This is a genomic window from Aliikangiella aequoris, from assembly GCF_053709105.1.
Genome location: NZ_CM132298.1, coordinates 678,464 through 697,078, shown reverse-complemented (window position 1 = coordinate 697,078; position 18,615 = coordinate 678,464). Strand labels below are relative to the sequence as shown.

Annotated in this window: 14 protein-coding genes; 4 read left to right on the top strand and 10 right to left on the bottom strand. The window is 39.7% G+C overall.

Annotated elements, in window-relative coordinates:
- Nucleotides 1-53 precede the first annotated feature (53 nt).
- Nucleotides 54-623, top strand: coding sequence for an HNH endonuclease (locus ACUR5C_RS03100; RefSeq protein ID WP_454466886.1), 570 nt, complete (start codon nt 54-56; stop codon nt 621-623).
- Nucleotides 624-673: 50 nt separating this feature from the next.
- Here the strand turns inward: ACUR5C_RS03100 and ACUR5C_RS03095 are convergent, their stop codons facing one another.
- The gene (locus ACUR5C_RS03095; protein ID WP_454466885.1) at nt 674-2,131 is read right to left on the bottom strand and encodes a S8 family serine peptidase; all 1,458 of its coding nucleotides are present in this window, start codon (nt 2,129-2,131) and stop codon (nt 674-676) included.
- Nucleotides 2,132-2,160: 29 nt separating this feature from the next.
- Complete coding sequence (locus ACUR5C_RS03090; RefSeq protein WP_454466884.1) at nt 2,161-3,021, bottom strand: hypothetical protein; 861 nt, start codon at nt 3,019-3,021, stop codon at nt 2,161-2,163.
- Between the two features lie 343 nt (nt 3,022-3,364).
- Between ACUR5C_RS03090 and ACUR5C_RS03085 the strand changes: the two genes are divergently transcribed.
- A complete protein-coding gene (locus ACUR5C_RS03085) occupies nt 3,365-4,702 on the top strand; it encodes a S8/S53 family peptidase (RefSeq protein ID WP_454466883.1) in 1,338 nt (445 codons plus the stop codon).
- A 384-nt stretch (nt 4,703-5,086) separates the two neighbouring features.
- Here the strand turns inward: ACUR5C_RS03085 and ACUR5C_RS03080 are convergent, their stop codons facing one another.
- Both ACUR5C_RS03080 and ACUR5C_RS03075 read right to left on the bottom strand, forming a co-directional pair.
- Nucleotides 5,087-7,054: a S8 family peptidase gene (locus tag ACUR5C_RS03080; RefSeq protein ID WP_454466882.1), complete on the bottom strand. Its 1,968-nt coding sequence runs from the start codon at nt 7,052-7,054 to the stop codon at nt 5,087-5,089.
- A 531-nt stretch (nt 7,055-7,585) separates the two neighbouring features.
- On the bottom strand, nt 7,586-7,792 hold the full coding sequence (locus tag ACUR5C_RS03075) for a cold-shock protein (RefSeq protein ID WP_454466881.1): 207 nt from the start codon (nt 7,790-7,792) through the stop codon (nt 7,586-7,588).
- 443 nt (nt 7,793-8,235) lie between these two features.
- Between ACUR5C_RS03075 and ACUR5C_RS03070 the strand changes: the two genes are divergently transcribed.
- Nucleotides 8,236-9,576: an HD-GYP domain-containing protein gene (locus ACUR5C_RS03070; RefSeq protein WP_454466880.1), complete on the top strand. Its 1,341-nt coding sequence runs from the start codon at nt 8,236-8,238 to the stop codon at nt 9,574-9,576.
- A gap of 63 nt (nt 9,577-9,639) precedes the next feature.
- On the opposite strand, the gene ACUR5C_RS03065 is transcribed toward ACUR5C_RS03070, so the two are convergent.
- Together ACUR5C_RS03065 and proB are read right to left on the bottom strand one after the other, a co-directional pair.
- The gene (locus ACUR5C_RS03065) at nt 9,640-10,887 is read right to left on the bottom strand and encodes a glutamate-5-semialdehyde dehydrogenase (RefSeq protein ID WP_454466879.1); all 1,248 of its coding nucleotides are present in this window, start codon (nt 10,885-10,887) and stop codon (nt 9,640-9,642) included.
- A 49-nt stretch (nt 10,888-10,936) separates the two neighbouring features.
- Complete coding sequence (gene proB / locus ACUR5C_RS03060; protein WP_454466878.1) at nt 10,937-12,028, bottom strand: glutamate 5-kinase; 1,092 nt, start codon at nt 12,026-12,028, stop codon at nt 10,937-10,939.
- 787 nt (nt 12,029-12,815) lie between these two features.
- On the opposite strand from proB, the gene ACUR5C_RS03055 reads away from it, so the two are divergent.
- Complete coding sequence (locus ACUR5C_RS03055) at nt 12,816-13,622, top strand: NlpC/P60 family protein (RefSeq protein WP_454466877.1); 807 nt, start codon at nt 12,816-12,818, stop codon at nt 13,620-13,622.
- A gap of 7 nt (nt 13,623-13,629) precedes the next feature.
- On the opposite strand, the gene ACUR5C_RS03050 is transcribed toward ACUR5C_RS03055, so the two are convergent.
- From ACUR5C_RS03050 to ACUR5C_RS03035, 4 genes are all read right to left on the bottom strand, one after another.
- A complete protein-coding gene (locus ACUR5C_RS03050; protein ID WP_454466876.1) occupies nt 13,630-14,289 on the bottom strand; it encodes a sortase in 660 nt (219 codons plus the stop codon).
- A gap of 19 nt (nt 14,290-14,308) precedes the next feature.
- Complete coding sequence (locus tag ACUR5C_RS03045; protein ID WP_454466875.1) at nt 14,309-16,417, bottom strand: marine proteobacterial sortase target protein; 2,109 nt, start codon at nt 16,415-16,417, stop codon at nt 14,309-14,311.
- Between the two features lie 123 nt (nt 16,418-16,540).
- A complete protein-coding gene (gene ltaE, locus ACUR5C_RS03040) occupies nt 16,541-17,560 on the bottom strand; it encodes a low-specificity L-threonine aldolase (protein ID WP_454466874.1) in 1,020 nt (339 codons plus the stop codon).
- Between the two features lie 40 nt (nt 17,561-17,600).
- Nucleotides 17,601-18,599 (bottom strand): cytochrome d ubiquinol oxidase subunit II, encoded by a 999-nt coding sequence (locus ACUR5C_RS03035; protein WP_454466873.1) that lies wholly within the window; start codon nt 18,597-18,599, stop codon nt 17,601-17,603.
- Between the last annotated feature and the right edge of the window lie 16 nt (nt 18,600-18,615).

Below are 18,615 nucleotides of genomic sequence, written 5' to 3'. Positions count from 1 at the left end.
TAATTGAAGTGCTTTTCCTTTTAGCCGTTTAACAACAGAAAAAGGTGGTTAGTTTGCGAATTCTTAGACTTAATAAAGCAGGTCATGCAATCCAGTGGATAGGGCCAGAAGCGGCCGCTTGTTTAATGGCTAACCAACGAGTGATTTGGTCTTTTGGCAAAACCTGCTTACGTTTGCATGGCGGAATTTCACAAAAGCTACAACGCCAATCTATTTTAGATATCCCACCAATAATTGCTACCCTTGGCGATATTTCTAGCAAAACGAGACAGTCACCTAAGCTCACAAACCTTACACTATTTCAAAGAGATCAATTTATCTGCCTTTATTGTGGAATAAAATTTTCTGGTAGTGAACTTACTCGAGATCATGTGATACCAAAAGGGAATGGTGGTAGCGATACTTGGAGTAATTGCGTTTCGGCGTGCAAGCCTTGCAATCATTTTAAAGGCTGCCGCAGTCCTGAAGAAGCCAACATGAAATTAATAGCAATCCCTTTTAAACCCAATATTTGCGATTACCTTGCACTAGCTAACCGACATATTTTAGCTGACCAGATGGAGTTTTTAGTGAAAGGCTTTAGTCAACAAATGCAGACAAGGCAAAGAGCAAAAGCGAACTAAAAATGGAGCACCTAGGTGCTCCATTTATTTCTATTTAACGCTGTGGCTAACTAGTCTTGCAAAAATCTAACATTGAGAATACCTTCTTCATGTGGAAAGTCTTGAGGATTGCCATCGTCATCAGGTTCGGTAGTATAAAATGCTGGAATACTAGCGTTATCCACTAACAGCTGACGAACATTTTGAAGTGCTGAAAAATCGAGACTTTGCGGATATTTCTCCATCACTAAAGCAGCAGCACCGGCGGTAGCAGGTGAAGCCATCGAAGTGCCACTCATCACGCGATTAGCGTGAGTTCGATTTAACGACATGATCAAATTGCCGGGTGCTGCAATCGTAATAACGCCTGACTTTCTGTCACTCCAACTATTCTCACCGTCACCGTAGTTACTAAAGCCGGTATAAAGCGCTTCGCCACTAAAGGAGTCATATTCGGTATATGAGCTAACCGTAATGGTCGAATTAAAACCAGCTGGAGAGTAGCCCGCAGCGTCAGCCGAGGAGTTGCCCGCAGCAACAACGATAACCATGCCTTGATGCGCTGCGTTACAATAAGACTCGGCAACAAAATTATCTCCTTCGTAACCTAATTCATTGCAGTTACCAGCCTCTAATTCTGTCGCACCGCCAATACTTAAGTTAGCGACCGCAGACTCTCCGCGTCCTAACATGTCAAATACAGCCCAATTGAGCCCAGCTAAAATTGACGAACTAGGACATGAACCTTCTTTAGTACAAATTTTAACAGGATGAATGGTCGCTGCTGGCGCCATTCCAAGTGAATTAATGGCATTGTCTTGCGCTGCAATGGTTCCCGCAACATGAGTGCCATGACCATGGTCGTCAGAGTAAGGCATTGGACATAGTTTATTATCGGCAGGCCAATGACAAAACTCTGGCGCATAACCTAAACCAAGGTTTTCCTTAATATCATTTTGGCGCGTATCAACGCCAGTATCTAAAACATAAACATGCTGCCCTGCACCTCGATAGCTCAGCTCAGCGGCACCTGAATCTGCAGGACCTTGGGGTGTCACTTGCGGCCAGTCTATTAACTTACGTTTACGCTTTACCGTGCGTTGAGGTTTATTTTTAGACTTGTGCTTGTTGGAACTTGTAAGGTTGTTACTATCGTTTATATAAAAAATTTCATCGCGATAAATAGCGGCAACATTTGGGTTAGCTTTTAGTTCATCAATTTCTGATTGACTAAGATGGGTAGAAAACCCATTGTAAACATTACTATAAATATGCTTTGCTTTTAAATTATTGAGGTTAACAAATTGCTGTAATTTTTGTTGGCGCTGTTGCGCTTGCAATAAATGAATCTGTTTGGCTGAATAATTGGTCGATTTTGCCAAATGACTTTTCTGCAATGAAAAAGGCGTAGCGATATCTTTTAATTTTACAATCACACTAATTTTTTCATCCGCAGAAGCAGCCCCAGCAACAAGCAAGCTACTAGAAATTAACGTCGCAATTAGACTTTTCTTGTTTCTTAGTTTCATATTCATTCTCCTTAACTTTTAAAGTCCAATTATTTAGCTAACTTAGCTAGAACGTTGTGGTTAAACATTATCGACATTGACTGAGGTAGCCCAACGACCATGCCATTTTGAAAATGAAGCTTTAGATCAACTTTTTTCATATTTTCTGTATTTTGAATAATAGTATTCAAAACGCTTTTCACTGATTTTTGATTAGTTAATGTTACCTGACTATGCCCTGCAGTATTGGCTTGAAATCCTAGTTGATAAGGCTCAACTCTATGCGTCACTCCATTAATTTGCAATGCAGCGATGCTCAAATTTAATTGATCTAATTTGCCACCATTTTGAATAAGCTGACTTAAAATTTGAGTCGCAGATTGAGCCGTAGACTGTAAGTCCCAATCGACACTGTCAACTTCTTGAGCAGGCTCATTCATTACTAAAATTAAGCCTGGCGCAATCCAATTCCCGTCACTGTCTAAGGGTTGAGATTGATCAAAGTTGGCAAGGCCACCTTCACTATTCGCATCGGTGTCGTTGGCAATCCAGTATTTAGCAAATTCACCACCAGAAAATCCTGTAGCGCGATTAAAACCATCGGCGTCTGGAAATATATTGGGTCGATGGGGATATGAGTCGGTCACATTGTTTTTGTAGCTGGTTATTTTCACGCTAAAATTAAAGTCATCACTCATCCAGTTTCTATTATTGTATTTAACTGAGTACACATAGGTCCCATCATACTCATCGCCAAATCCAGAAATAACGGTACTCATCGATGGGACATAAGCCTCATTCTGAGTTTTGTGTCCAGGGTGGCCTGGATAATCAGAATAGCCGCAACCTGCAATTACTAAAACTGCGGTTAACGAAAGCGTCCTAATCATTTTGCTTTTAATTTTTGACATTGCCAATCTCCTATTGATTTGCTCAACTTAAGTTAAGCTCCTGACTGTCATGGTAATTTTAAGGTAACATCATGACTGCTTACTATGACGAAAAAAGTTTGCTAAGAACTGCCGAGAAATGAATAGAAAAATAAAGCTTGGTGCTTTCAAGTCTAATACCGACAACAAACTAGAAAAAAATCTATCACAGCATTTTTTATTTAACTAAGGTAATATTCACATAGGTTTTGAGATAAACATTGTGGCTATAGGGTAATTCATTTTAGCTGCGCGCGTATTTATTGAGCTTGAACTATTGTATATCTCAATTCTGTATTATTCATGACGAGAGAAAAAATAATCTATGAAATCTCAGTTTAAAATAATTAATGACTTTTATTTGGTGTTCGTCTATTTCGTTGTTTCACTGGCGCTTGCCGGCTGTACGCTCACTCAGTTAACAAGCTCACAATCAAACTCAATAAGCCAGCCAAATTTAATTAGCGCGTCAGAACCAAATAAGTCATACGCAGCACTAAAGAACTTTACCATTATTGAATCCAACCAAGAGTTTGCCTATATCGATTTTAATGAAAAATTAGATCTTCAATCGCTCTATACCAATAACCAGCCAAACAACAAACTTTCAAGAAATGATATCCAACAGCTAGCAAAAAAGCTCAGCGCAGAGTCAGTTAATTTGTTTTTGAATCAGGCAAGCGATATTAATGGAAGAGCAATTAAACAGGTTCAACCGGTCATCATAAATAACGCTGCTATCGTCTACTTTACAGATAACTCAAAACTAAACTCAGATTTTTTACAGCAACCTAGCTTCCTATCGTCTGACAATACAGGTCGCTTTAGGTCAAACAAAATTCAAGTTGCCTTGATAGACTCTGGAGTGTCACAACACCATCAAGACTTTCAAAACTTAACCATTACACAGTACAATCCACGACAATTATCTTGGGATAAAGTCGATACTGGGTTAGGGCACGGAAGTGGTGTGCTTAGCGTGTTTTTGCAAACCCTTCAAAGTCAAAACATCCAACCAGATCAATTTGACTATTTGGTTTGTAACGGCTTAGAACAAGGCCAATATATTGAGCCTTACCTGCTGCAATGTTTAGATTGGCTTTTTCTAAGCTCAACTCCTAGCATTATTATTAACGCTTGGTTAGTTAACCAGCCAGGCTGTAATGACCGTTTAAGTTACCCTTTGGGCATGCTTTGGCTAAGCAATTCTGTCACGTTTTTTGCTGCGGGAAATTACGCCAACAGTGATAATATGAACTATGCTCCAGCCAATCTCCCTCCCTTATTTGGCAAGGTGCCGCTGGTCACCGTAGGCGCTCTAAACAACAAAAAACAGAGACTTCCTAGTTCAAGTTTTGGTAGATCAATCTGTGGCGATGGTTCCAATCAATCCATGTTTTATGAAACTGCGCAAGACCTTAAAGCCGCAGTTCCTTTCGGCTTTAGCAGCTACCAAGTGGTTTCGGGAACTTCCTATGCCGTTGCAAAAGCTGCAGCAAAATTTGCTCTCTTAAAGCTAGAATTCTCACTTATTTCAAACCAGAAAATACTCAATGTCATACTCGAAACGGCTAACCGCTTAACATTAGATGCGGACGAAAAACCGGCCTTAAAAATTGATTTAAAAGCAGCACGTAAAGCGCTAGCTAAGATGAATAATTAATTGGCTTTTCTTATTGCCACATGCATACCATCAACTAGCCAATGTCTCTTGACTTGATTATAGAGCACTCTCGCTGTAAGCATTTGAGAAGAGTTGTCACTATAGATTACTTGCATTTCACAAAAATGATCATGAACATATTGAAAATCATTCAGATAGATTTCTTGAATAGTTTTAACTGCGTCGAGTTTGCGACGTTTAGACCACGACCGAACAACCAGTTCAAATTTTACGGTTGTTTGGCCAACTTTTATATTGAAGTACCGAATAGATAATTCCTTTTTTTATCAACCTTAGTATTTGCTATTCAACTTAAAAGCTGATTTTAGAGCACAAAAAAAGCCGGTTGAAGTTCAACCGGCTTTAATGCAACTAATGTATTTACTAGTTAGCTTTTACATTCAAAGTTACGCCACTAGCAGCGGTATAACCACGAATGTCGATATGCCAACGACCACTTTGTGGGTTGTTGAATGTGCAAGTTTCGCTGTTTCCATATTTATATGGACGGCAATCATAACTTGAAGTTGTAGATTGCGAACCAAAGTTAACATAGAGATCTGCGTCACCGCTTCCACCTGAAATGCTAACATCTAAATTAGAGTAGCCAGGAGTTAAATCAACATAGTAGCGAGCCCATCCGCCTGAACCAACGGAAATATTATTTACGGTTGAGTCAATTGGTGTAGGACCTGTGCCGCCAGCGGTATAGCTACCAGTTAATGTCACACCTGAGAATGTGCTATAAGCTTTAACGCGCACATAGTATGTACCGCCAGTGTTGCTCATATTACAAGTCTCATTGTTGCCATTTCTGTAAGGACGGCAGTCATAAGAGCTATCGGTTGGTGCAGAGCCAAATTTAACGTAAAGATCTGCATCACCAGAACCGCCACTAATGTTAAAGCTAATATCAGTCGCATTGGCAGGAACATCCATTGTGTAAACAATGTCGTTACCACGAGAAGCCGCTAAACCAGTCACAGGTACGTTGTTACTTAGCTCGTTACCACTTGGAGGAGGAGGTGGTGGTGGTGGTGGAGTTGAACCAGACGCTACTTGTAACAATAAGTTTGGTGAACCTTTAGCATCGCTAATTTTATTAGCCACTGCTGCACCTTCAATCGCGCTTTCAACCTGAGATGGTGACGCACTTGGGTTTGATTGAAGATAAAGTGCTACTGCGCCTGCAACATGTGGCGCTGCCATTGAAGTACCACTAATAGTATTAGTGCCACCATTGCTCCACGCCGACTTAATGCTTGAACCTGGTGCAAATAAATCAATACAAGAACCATAGTTAGAGAAGCTTGAACGTGCATCACTGCTTGTAGAAGAAGCAATAGTTAACGCAGCTGGTACTTTGTTTGGAGAACCAGTACATGCACTGCGATTATCGTTACCTGCAGCAACAACAAAAGTAATGCCAGAGTTGATCGCGCCATTAACTGCATTATCTAATGCAGTAGAATCACCGCCACCTAAGCTCATATTGGCTACTGATGGACCCGATGCATTTTGCGCAACCCAATCAACACCTGCAATTACACCAGAGTTAGTTCCGCTACCATTACAACCAAGTACACGAACCGGTACTAAAGCAACATTTTTTGCCATACCCCAAGTTTGACCACCGACGGTTCCAGCAACATGAGTACCGTGACCGTTACAGTCATTAGTGCCATTTCCGTCGTTAATCGCAGTGTAGCCACCAGAAACGCGGCCACCAAAATCACTATGAGAACTTAATACACCGGTATCAACAACATAAGCAGTTACGCCACTACCTGTATTGGTATAAGTATAGGTGCCGCTTAAAGGTAAATTTGCTTGGTCTGTTCTATCAAGACCCCAAGTTGCATTGTACTGAGTCTCATTAGCATGCATCATTTGATCTTGCTCTACATAAGCGACACGGCTATCGTTCAATAGCGCTTGCATTGATTTTGCATCCATTTTTGCTACAAAACCAGAAAGTGCCGCATGGTAGCTATTAAGAAGCTTGCCATTGCTTGAGCTAACTAATTCGTTTGCAGTGTTTTGTACTACTTGGCGGCGAAAATCCATAGCATTAGAAGATGTTAAAGCGTTAACATTTTCACCAGCTAAATTGCTTGCCTGCTGAGTAACATACTGATCTTTTAGCACAACAATATATTGTCCAGGAATCGCATTGACAGCAGCAGGAAGGTAGCTAGCTGTAACAGCTTGCTCAGCGTTCAATGCTTTTATAACGTTTTCTTCTGCATTGATTGCTGCTGAGCTTGATATTGCAAGCATAGCAGCTGATACCGCTAAAGCTTGCTTTGACTTAGCAAACAAACCTTGCGATGTTTTGTTGTTATATTTCATATTTATCTCCAGTAAGAAAATATTTAGCTAGTGCGCAAAACCGCTTGATTATTTTTGTCCACTTTAGTTAGAAGTGACTTATTATTAAAATCAAATTCACGCTAAATAAACGTTCTCATCAATCCTCGCTCAGTTTAAGCAAGACATAACAATGATTCTTGGTGATTCATAATAAAATGTGAAGGTCACGTAAAATTGATAATGTATGTCTTTCTTATTATGAGTATCTGAGATACGCCTCGAGAAGATTACTCGCTGTACAAAAATAATTCAATAGCCAATGAAGAATTTATCTCAATATGATAAATTCCACACATTTAAATTGTGTAAAATTTACTAAATAATTGGCATTAGAGATGCTTGAAAACAGCTAAAACAAAAGGCTTAAAATAATTACGCGTAATTATTATTTAGATGATTTATCGTTGCTAACTGAAGAAGAGTTAAGCGTGAATTAAAAGTGACATGTAAAAAAAACACTTAGCAATTATTAATCACTAAGTGTCTTTCTTAAAAATCGTTTAAGCTTGATTATAGCCCAACAATATTTTCGGCTTGAGGACCTTTTTGGCCTTGAGTCACAGTGAACTCTACTTTTTGACCTTCAGTCAAAGTTTTGAAGCCAGAACCAGTGATTGCGCTAAAATGAGCAAAGACGTCTGGACCAGACTCTTGAGAAATAAAGCCAAAACCTTTCGCTTCGTTAAACCACTTAACTGTACCTGTAATAGTCGACATATTTATAACCTATTAAAAAATGAATAAAATAATTGCGCGCTCTACACCAAGCGAACACGCCAGTTTGCTAGAAATGTTGCCATTATTTATAAAATACAGGACGAGCTACTACTACAATAGATAAAACTAATGGTAAAACATCGAAATCAATGTATTAAATCTGAACTAACTTTCAAGCTAGAAAAAGTATACACCGCTTTTTTTAAATTTAAAATTTTTTTCAATAAAAACATAACTTTTATCTCAAAACACTTTAAAAGCATAAATATCAATAACCTAGCTCTATTAAACAAAGGCTTTACAAGCCATGTTAAACTCGAAAAGGCTTAAACATCGCCAGCATTGCAAGGTGGTCTAATTAGCCTTCTATCATTTTGACTTCTAGTGACAATGCACTAGACTTAAAGCACCAATAATTCATTTTAAATCAATCGATTGACTCAGTGGACAAAATACCAGACAAGCTAAAAACAGCAGACGAATATGCCGAACATATGACGGCTTTAAGTGAGTTTGTTGAAGTCATTGCAGAAGAAGACATTCGAAATGAATTTGGGGTGCTGTTAATTCCAAAAGGTACACCGATTAAAAAGTCTATCGCCGATAAACTTAACGGTCACCAAATGGAAAAAACTTTAGATGAATTAGTTTCTGTTGAGCACATATTAGATAACCAACAAATTCTTGATGACATAATCAAGCTAATTGAAAACAGTGAAGAATTTCAACTGATCCAGAAACACCAACAATTCGAAAATAAACTAAGGCACTTAGCAAGCGTCAATAACATACCGCGCGTTCTACGCCAAAAACTCACCGTGTTAAAAGAGCGCTTAAATCCTATTTATGAGCGCTCTTTATTTTGCGCTTGGTTTGGCTCGCTGATAGCGACTAAAATGGAGCTTGAACTTACCCAAGTTCATACTGTTTTCTTAGCAGGTTTATTCCATGACCTGGGCATGCTTCATATACCTGCAGAGTTTAGTGAAACAACAGCATTTAAAAAAGATCAGTGGCGGATTATGGAAACTCACGTTTTTTTAAGTAAAGAAATTGTAAAAGCTGCCCACCTTTATCCAAATGAATTATTACGAGCAATTCAACAACACCATGAACGTTGTGATGGTACAGGCTACCCAAAAAACTTAGAAGGAAAAAAGCTTTCTAAGTTAAGCCAAATTATCAGCTTATGTGACACTATTTATAACATCAAGCGACGTGAACTAGATAATAACAATAAAACGCTACTCGATCTTAAGGCTTACCTTCAAGTTAATACCGACACTTACTTTTTTGAAACCTACAAAGCCACCTATGCAATTATTACTCAGTCAGAGCTACCCTTGCCGCAACAGCTAAGCAAAGAAAACTTCTTAAGTGCTAAAAATAAAATCATACAACGCAATGAAAATTTTCAGAAGATAAAGCAACTTTCAGAAAAATTTGCAGCCTTTATTCGTCAAGAAAAATTGGGGAAAAATGGCGTCGCACTACTTGCAGGTATTGACAATATTACCCGCATAGTAGAACGCTCTGGCTTAATTGGTGCAGATACTCAAGCTTGGCTAGAGAGCATCCAAATAGAAGATTACACAGACAACGCCTGCGAAATTGCCGAAATAGAGGCTTTGCAAACTGAGTTATTATGGCTTTCAAAAAAATCAGCGCGACTCTTACCGATTTTTTATCATACTGAGTTAACCCCAGAGATAGCCGCCAATCAAGATTTTATCAATACCTCGAAAGCGATTGATGAACTGTTAAAAGCCTCTTGGAACAATTAATTTAAGCATAAAAAAGCCCTTATAAAAAGGGCTAATCGAGAATAGTCTAACAATTGAGTGAGGCTAGCTACGAATCTGTCCTTGGCCAATAACTACAAATTTTTCTGTGGTAAGTGACTCAACGCCCATTGGCCCATATGCATGCAACTTACTCGTTGAAATGCCAATTTCGGCGCCAAGACCTAGCTCTCCGCCGTCTGAAAAGCGACTTGATGCATTGACCATAACAACCGCTGAATTAATCATTTTAACAAAGTCTTCACAATGCTTTTTGTTATCACTCACGATAACCTCAGTATGACCTGAGCTATATTGTTGAATATGTGAAACGCCAGCTTCAAAATCATCAACAACTTTAATAGCAATTTCTAAAGCTAGGTACTCTTTATCAAAATCTTCTGCGGTTGCTGCTTCGGCAGACTCAAAGTACTGAATAGACCGCTTACAAGCATGAACTTTTACTTGGCTCTCATCAAATGCTCGCGCAACTAACGGTAAAAATGCATCGGCAATATTTTTATGTACGACTAAAGTCTCTAAAGCATTGCACACGCCTGGTCGTTGAACCTTACCATTAAGTAACAAGCTAAGTGCTTTTTCTAAATCTGCAGAGTCGTCAACATAAAGGTGGCAAACGCCTTTATAATGTTGAATCACAGGAATTTGGCTATGCTTGGTTACAAAATGAATCAGCCCTTCTCCCCCTCTAGGAATAACTAAGTCTATTTGTTGGGTCAAAGTGAGCATTTCATTCATGTGCTTTCTATCTGGATCAGACACAACACTTATCGCACCACGGTCAATTTTGTTTTTATCAAGCGCGATATGTAGCGCTCTGGCAATTGCAAGGTTAGAATTAATTGCTTCCTTGCCGCCTCTTAATATGACTGCATTACCGGCTTTCAAACAAAGTGCTGCGGCATCGGCGGTAACATTGGGTCTTGCCTCATACACCATCGCAATAACCCCTAATGGAATTGACATTTTTGCCACTTCGAGGCCGTTTTCCAATTTACGTTGTTTGCTGAGCTGGCCTACCGGATCGGCGAAGGCTGCAATTTGCTCAATGGCTTTAGCGATAGACTCAACTCGCTGCGCATTTAACATCAGTCGATCAAGCATAGCCGCGTCCAGTTGATTATTCTTAGCAGCCTCAATGTCCTTTTGATTTTCCTCAATTATTTGTGCTTGGTTTTCTCTTATTGATAAAGCCATGTCGAGCAGCGCTTGCTTTTTTTGTTGCTCGGTAAGCATGGCGGTTTGTAGTGAAGCATTTTTGGCTTGTTGTGCGCATTCAAGCATAGAAAACATAAAGTCTGTGGTACCCTCTTGTTAGTTAAAATAAAAATAAAAATAAAAGTTAAAGTAAAACAAAATTATCGCGGTGAATTATCACATGCTGATTTGCATCGGTTTGCAACTGGGCTTTTTTACTCATTTTCTTTAAATCTAAATGACTAAATTCAACAATCCCCCGAGCGATTGGGCTTTGCGTATGCTGACAATAAACATCAACCGCTTCGCCTTTTTCAAACTCTCCATTAATTGATTTTATTCCCGCACTCATTAACGATGCCTGACTTTGAAGTAAGTTGTTAATCGCACTCAATTCTAACTCTAAACGGCCTTTTGGTGTATGTGACTCGTTCAACCAATGTTTGCGTGCAGGTAGTGTTTCTTTATGTGCTTGAAACCAAGTTCCGGTTGGTTTAGCTACAATAAGCTTTTCAAACTCTTCGCCTTTAAAACCATTAATGATAAGTGTTTCTATGCCATTCGACGTGGCAATTTCAGCAGCTTCAAGTTTTGTTTGCATGCCGCCAGTGCCAATACTATTCGCGGTACCGCCGGCCATTGCGTAAATTTCGGGCGTGATTTTTTCAACATGATTGATTAAAGTAGCATCAGGATTAGAATTAGGATCGGCAGTAAATAAGCCGTCAATATCAGAACAAATCATTAATAAATCAGCTTCACATACCACCGCCACCATGGCTGCTAGGCTATCATTGTTACCAACCTTTAGCTCTTCAGTCGCTACCGAATCATTTTCGTTAACCACGGGAAGAATTTGATTTGCGAGCAGCTCCGAAATAGTATTTTGAATATTCTGATAGCGATTACGATCGCGTAAGTCGTCATGGGTAACTAGAATTTGTGCACAGGGAAAATCAAATAAACGCCCCCAATTGGCCATCATATCGGTTTGACCTACCGCGGCCATGGCTTGTTTTTTTGCGGTTGAAGGAATTTTATCTTGATGCTCAATGTGAGCTCTACCGGCAGCTACACTGCCAGATGAAACCAAAACGACTAGCTTTCCATCTTCGTGGCATTGATGAATAAAGCGTGCTATTGCTAATAAATATTTTGAACTAGAGTTTTCGCCATCTGGCGCAATGAGTGCCGAACCGACTTTAATAACAATTCTATTACAGTTTTGGTAATTCATTTTTACTTTAATGACCCTTTTTAAGCTACAACGAGTTAAATAATATCTCAATAGCCAAACGCACTTACTCATTCTGCATGAATTGCAAAATAACAAGTTGACGAGTGACAAAAAAACCTAAAAATTTAACTTAGACAATTTGTAGTTGAATATAAAATTCATATATAGATTAAAATTTTTATTAAATAATATTTTAATATCGAGTAAAAAAACTTGCATTAAAATTGTTGAATGCAAATTGAGGTGTAAATCGCATTTTTAAGTTGCGAGTAACTTATTTATGTTGCTTACGTAAAAAATATAAATTGATTTACGTGATGAACGCGGCATTATAACCTAAACTGAGTCTAATTAAAACCCAGGGCACTTTTAGGTTAAATTATTCCGAGTGGATGTTTAGAAAAAAGATAGTTTCTCGCTCTATACGTAAGCTCCTAGGACATCAATATATCTTAAAAAATACGCTAACAGGGTTACCAATTCAGGCCTTTAATAAATCGCTAGATTAATTAGCACTCGCCAAATAAACAAACGATGGTTAACAGCAAACGAATAGCACAAACTCATTGAATGAAGTTGTGATTAGCCAATAATTAGGATTAAATTGCGGCTTACCCCAGTAAAAATTATATCAACTATCGAATATTTGAGAACTCACAATAATAACAGTCTTATTTTTAATACTAAGTTAGCTTTGTTGTCAGCTTTTTCTTTAGTTTAGTGTTTGCCGTGTTAAATTCTGTTTAAGTTATCCATTTAACAAGGAAAGCCAGACAAGGAGACTGTCATGAAAAAAGCGCTTAATACGTTACGTAAAGCAGAAATCAACCCTGAAGTTTCAACTCTACAAAACTTACTTTCAGCACATGGATACTTTCAAGATAGCCGCCCCTCTGAAGGCATTTTTTGTGATATTACCGACATAGAAGTAAAGCTTTTTCAAAGCCAACACTTTAGCCAAGATAAAACCCCCTTAAGCATTGACGGCGTTGTTGGAGAGCAAACATGGTGGGCGCTACAAAATCCTTCTGGCGAAGCTCAAAAAAATCATCTGCTTAGCCAAATACCACAAGGCTTAACTCAATCTCGGGAACGGCTACTTGAAATTATTTTTCAAGAGCATGCCAAAAATGTCCATGAAGTACCAGACGGTTCTAACTCAAGTGTCGACATTGACCAATATTGGGGAACAACAGGACTCAAGTCGCTCCCCTGGTGCTGCGCTTTTGTTTCATGGTCTTTGCAGGAGTGCCTAGGCTCACTTCCTATTAATGGGCGTCACCATGTAGGCGTAATTTCAATGTGGCGAGCAGCTAGACAACTAAACCTGCAAACTAAATCCCCTAAGCCAGCCGATATTTTTATACTCGATTTGGGGCGTGGAAAAGGACACACGGGGTTTGTTGTGAGTTTATCTAATGATGGTCAGTCTCTGTATACTTGCGAAGGAAATACTGGCAACCGTCTAAAAATTGGCAAGCGAGATAAGTCGAATATTAATTTTTTTATTGATGCACTTCAAGACAACCAAGACAATGACTTTAAACGCAAAGATTTTGATGTAAAAGCGGTAGCGCACCTAAACACTCGCTAAAGTTTATTTATAATACCAAGCTAGCATGAACTAAATAACGTAAACTCGTATATTCGGCGTTTTCAGAAAATGGATAGCAAGTAACTAACGTTAATCGAGATTCCCAGTGCTGTATCACCGGGAAAGACTCTTCGCTATCCACGATTCTTATTTCATTTATTCTAAAAAAATATTCGCGTTGGTCGGCACGTACCACACTAATTAGATCACCTAACTTTAGTTGATTGATCGAACTAAAGTGAGTGTTTTTGTGAGCCGCTATAATACTGTTACCTCGATCGCCTGGTAAAATATTCTGTGTGAGCAAGCCGGGAGCAAAAGCGAGACTTTCACCACTAGTATTAGCCAAAACAATATAGCTTTCAGGCTTTTCAATCGGTTCTTGAGAGTAGTGCAAACTAACTTTTAACGTTGGCCAGGTATCAGCCCAAGGCCAAGGTCGAAATAAAACTTTATCAGCGTGGCTTTGTTGCTTGCTGCTTTGTATCGTTTTTTGCCAGGCCTCATTTAATAAGATCTGCGCTAGCTGTGCTTTTCCCTGATAGTAAACCCACTGCGCTCCTATGCCTAAAATTAAAGCTAAACTGCTTACCCAGGCTATTTTAGCTAAGTGAAGTAACCCGCGCTGCTTAAACAGCGACAAACCTATATAATGTTTAAATTCCATTAATTTTGTATTCACCAGATTAGTGCCGGTTAAACTTGCGGTAAGCGCCACTGACAGATAAAAGCAACTTGTGTGCTAATCCAATGATGATTAATCCAATCAGTCCAAAGAGCATTACTCGTGGTGAAGCCCACAGACTTATTCCGGTGCGCGGATAGCGTAAACTGCCCTTTGGCGCTAAAGACGGAATTGCAGCAGGTGACACGCCCTCCCCAGCTGCTCTACTCGGCTGCTTCTCAACCGCCACCAAGCTGGTAAATCGAGTAACTAATTGATAATCAATTCCTAACTCAGTGATTAGCTGTCTTGTTTTTGCTGACACTTTCCCATGAGATGCAGCATTCATTAAGGCCGCAATTTTCTCTCGAGCCCATAACTTAGCTATTCCAGATTTGCTAGCTAGTCCTGAATTGTTAGCTAGACGCGTGGCAGTATTGCCACTCAAGGTAGGAGTTATCGCTAAATTCGCCTCCCATTGTTGGGTCGGTAAATCCCCGCTGACTCTAACGGTATAATTTGCTTGTTCAGATAAGCCATTCGCTTCACTTCGAACGACCTTAGCCTTAATCCATAGTGGGTCGCCACTGTGTAAATCAGGTATTTTGTGTGGCCACATTTCAACAGTTAAATTGTCGGGCCAATGAACCTGCAAGTTAGTTAACAATGGCCTACTGATGTGTTTAAAAAGATTTTCAAGCTTTTCCTTCGATTCTGCTATCGAAGCAATAAATGTCGCTTTACCTCGACCAAACTGGGCCGCTCTGCGCATAAAAAATTCATTGGGTGCAGAACCTATTCCAACAGGAAAAAGCCGAGCGTGACCAATGTGAGCTTTTATCATTGAAAACAACTCTGCCTCATTTGATATCGCGCCGTCGGTTAAAAAAACCACTTGCTTTACTAGCTTTTCCGATACCGAACTTTGCAAGGCGCTAGCCACAGGCTTGAACATATTAGTACCGCCACCAGCACTCAAATTAATTACAAAGCGCTGCGCTAATGCTATGTTAGAAGGTGTGGCTTGCTTTGAGCCATTAAATAGCTCACTAAAGTCAGAATTAAACTCAATAATATTAAAATAGTCATTGCGCGATAATGTTGATAGTGCATAAAGTAACGCCTGCTTAGCTTGACGAATCGACTCTCCCCCCATTGAACCAGAAGTATCTATAACAAAGCTGACTTCTCGCGGTAATGATTGAGATGCTTCCGACTGACTAGGCGGCAATAGCATAATGCTTAAATAATCACTTTGATCTAGCTGCTCTTGAAATACAGCAGCTTTAGGATAGTTCTGCGATTGAGGCTTCCAGTTTAATATAAAATCACGGTCGGCTTGGTAGTCGCCGTTTAATCTAATAAGGTACGTAGTTTGGGTTAATTGCTGTTTAGTGATTTGATGTGATGGACTAGACACCTCTGCCATTTCAAAGCCTGCGTCTAAGTTGATATCCAGTGTCATAGAGTTACGTTGATTTAATTCAGGATCTAGATCAACTGAATTGACACTAACAGGAAAACTAAACTGCTGCTGACTTGAAAATTCATTAGATTGATAGTTTTCGATAATTTTCGACTGTGGTGTATATCTTGGCGTCATTGTCATCGGTAATACGATTTTCATCCCACTATCATGCTGGTAATGAATATCTTGCTGATAACTAATTTCTACTTTGATAGTAGCAAGCGGTGGAATGTTTGCGATCTGGTTAGAAAATACATTAGGACGATGCTGTTCAACAAGTGAAGCTTTTTTACCGGCTTTTAATGCTCGGTTAAAAATACGTTTTGCTTCTTGCTTTTCTTTAATCACCCCCTCAATGACTCTTTCTCCAATGCGAATTTTAAGCCCATCGACTGCAGACTTTTCAGGCAAAGGAAAAAAGTAGGTTCCATTCACCCACTCATTAGAATCATTTTTGAACTCTTGCGAAAGCTTTACTCGCGCAGTAAGGCCCGAGATTTTAATGTTTGCATGAGTTGCAACTTGAATGGCTTGGCTTGCTTGTTGGTTTGTATTGAATAAAGCTAAACCTAAAGGAGGTTCCGTTAACTCATTCGCTTGATTAGTTTGAGCGTAACTAACGGTTAGGAATACAGCGATAAATAGTGATATTTTAAATTGCATTGCAGGTGCCAGAAATTAAATTTTAAGTGTATTAATTTAATCACTGACTCCTGCTCAACGCATGTTCTAAGTCTGACAATAAGCGGCTTAATCATGTCAAAATTATGTCGAAATCAAAACAAGTTAAGACTTAACTAACGCCTGCTTCAAGCTTGCTACAAATCGATAAACCGCTTTTTCGTCAATACCCAAATGCGTGACTAAGCGCGTTCTTTTCGCGCCAGAAAAAATAATTCCCTGAGCTTTTAATTGCGACTCAACATCTTTAGCAACTTGCTCACTCGCAAAATTGATGTACAGCATATTAGTATGAACCGCCTCAACGGCAAGTTCTTCAATGGGTGCTAACAAGGAGCCTAATAATTGAGCATGGTTATGATCTTGGCTTAAACGCTCAAAATTATGTTCTATCGCATAGTCTATTGCAGCCGCGATTACACCTGCTTGACGCATGCCACCGCCAAGCATTTTCCGCCACCGTTTGGCTTGTTCAATAAAGGCTTTACTACCGCACAACAAACTGCCTATTGGCGCACCTAAGCCTTTAGAACAACAAACCGACACAGAGTCGAAGCTCGCGGTTATTGTCGCTACGTCAACGGCTTGCGCAACGGCAGCATTAAAGACCCTAGCACCATCTAAATGCGCCAACATGCGGTTTTGGTGAGCTAGCTCTATCGCTTGTTTTAAGTAATGCTGCTCAATCACTTGGCCTGAATGAGTGTTTTCTAATGCAAGCAGCTTAGTTTTGGCGAAATGTACGTCATCTGGCTTTATTCTTTGCGCCACCTTGTTGAGATTTAGTGTTCCATCATCGCTTACTTCAATTGGCTGAGGCTGAATTCCACCAAGGCAGGCTGCACCGCCGGCCTCATAAAGGTAAGTATGATAGTCTTGCCCCACGATATATTCATCACCACGCCCACAGTGCGTTAACAGCGCAATTAAATTACTTTGAGTACCACTTGGTACCAATAATGCAGCCTCATGTCCTGTGAGCTCGGCTACTTTATTTTGCAGCCGGTTAACGCTAGGATCGTCACCATAAACATCATCGCCAACTTCTGCGCTCGCCATTGCTTGGCGCATCGCATCACTTGGTTGAGTGACTGTGTCACTTCGAAAATCAATTACTTTACTCAAGGCTCATTTGCTCCATTCATGTTAATTTTTAAGCCTACCACTAATAGTATTCTAGTTCAGTGGTTTTACCTTTAAAAACGCGATACGAGAACAAGGTATACGCAAAAATCACCGGCAAAACTATCGCTACACCGTAAAAAATAAATGCTAATGATTTAGGAGAGCTAGCGGCATCAACTGCGAGTATTTTATTAGGTACAATATAGGGATAAAAACTAAACGCCAAACCAACAATACAAAGAAAAAACAGCGTTGCCACACAGCTAAAGGGAACCCAACAAGCAAAATCATTTTTAAGCGGTGCATGCTTTAAGTAGATATCGGTCGCTATCATTAGCGCGCCACTCACTAAAGGAATTAGCATTAATAAAAAAGCCTCTGGTAAACTAAACCATCGTGCCGCTACCTCTGGGTTAATTAACGGATTAGCAATACAAATACTGATAATTCCAACCCCCGTAATCCAGCCAGCAATTCGAGTTTTTCGCGCCGCTATTTTTTGCAATTCGTGTTCCGTTTTCATGACTAGCCACGCACCGCCAATATAAGCGTAAGCGCTAGTAACACAAACGCTACTTAAGATTGCAAAGCTAACTGAAACGCTATGATATTCAAATCCCATAACGTACATGCCCAACATAAACCCTTGCGATGCCGACGCTAAAATAGAACCAAACTTAAACACTTTGTCCCATAAATGTTGCAATCCAGTCACCGCTTTAGCTCTAAAATCAAAAGCTACACCGCGCAAAACTAGCCCAATTAAAAGAAATAGTGCCGGGATGTATAGTTCCCTTAAAATTAAACTATGGGCTTGTGGAAACGCGATTAACAAAATACCCACAGCTAAAACTAACCAAGTTTCATTGGCGTCCCAAAACGGCCCTATGGACGCAATCATTTGATTACGATGCTCAACTTTGTCATTCGGTAGCAGTATTCCAACCCCTAAATCGAACCCGTCTAGCATGGCGTAAACTAATACAGCTACTCCCATTAGCAATAAAAAAATATAGGGCAATGATTCTTCAAAAGTCATAATAAATTCCCCGCTG

Excerpts from the sequence above, each read along its gene's own strand:
- ACUR5C_RS03095 (WP_454466885.1), bottom strand. The coding sequence starts at position 2,131 with ATGAAACTAAGAAACAAGAAAAGTCTAATTGCGACGTTAATTTCTAGT.
- ACUR5C_RS03090 (WP_454466884.1), bottom strand. The coding sequence starts at position 3,021 with ATGTCAAAAATTAAAAGCAAAATGATTAGGACGCTTTCGTTAACCGCA.
- ACUR5C_RS03085 (WP_454466883.1), top strand. The coding sequence starts at position 3,365 with ATGAAATCTCAGTTTAAAATAATTAATGACTTTTATTTGGTGTTCGTC.
- ACUR5C_RS03080 (WP_454466882.1), bottom strand. The coding sequence starts at position 7,054 with ATGAAATATAACAACAAAACATCGCAAGGTTTGTTTGCTAAGTCAAAG.
- ACUR5C_RS03075 (WP_454466881.1), bottom strand. The coding sequence starts at position 7,792 with ATGTCGACTATTACAGGTACAGTTAAGTGGTTTAACGAAGCGAAAGGT.
- ACUR5C_RS03065 (WP_454466879.1), bottom strand. The coding sequence starts at position 10,887 with ATGTTTTCTATGCTTGAATGCGCACAACAAGCCAAAAATGCTTCACTA.
- proB (WP_454466878.1), bottom strand. The coding sequence starts at position 12,028 with ATGAATTACCAAAACTGTAATAGAATTGTTATTAAAGTCGGTTCGGCA.
- ACUR5C_RS03055 (WP_454466877.1), top strand. The coding sequence starts at position 12,816 with ATGAAAAAAGCGCTTAATACGTTACGTAAAGCAGAAATCAACCCTGAA.
- ACUR5C_RS03050 (WP_454466876.1), bottom strand. The coding sequence starts at position 14,289 with ATGGAATTTAAACATTATATAGGTTTGTCGCTGTTTAAGCAGCGCGGG.
- ACUR5C_RS03045 (WP_454466875.1), bottom strand. The coding sequence starts at position 16,417 with ATGCAATTTAAAATATCACTATTTATCGCTGTATTCCTAACCGTTAGT.
- ACUR5C_RS03035 (WP_454466873.1), bottom strand. The coding sequence starts at position 18,599 with ATGACTTTTGAAGAATCATTGCCCTATATTTTTTTATTGCTAATGGGA.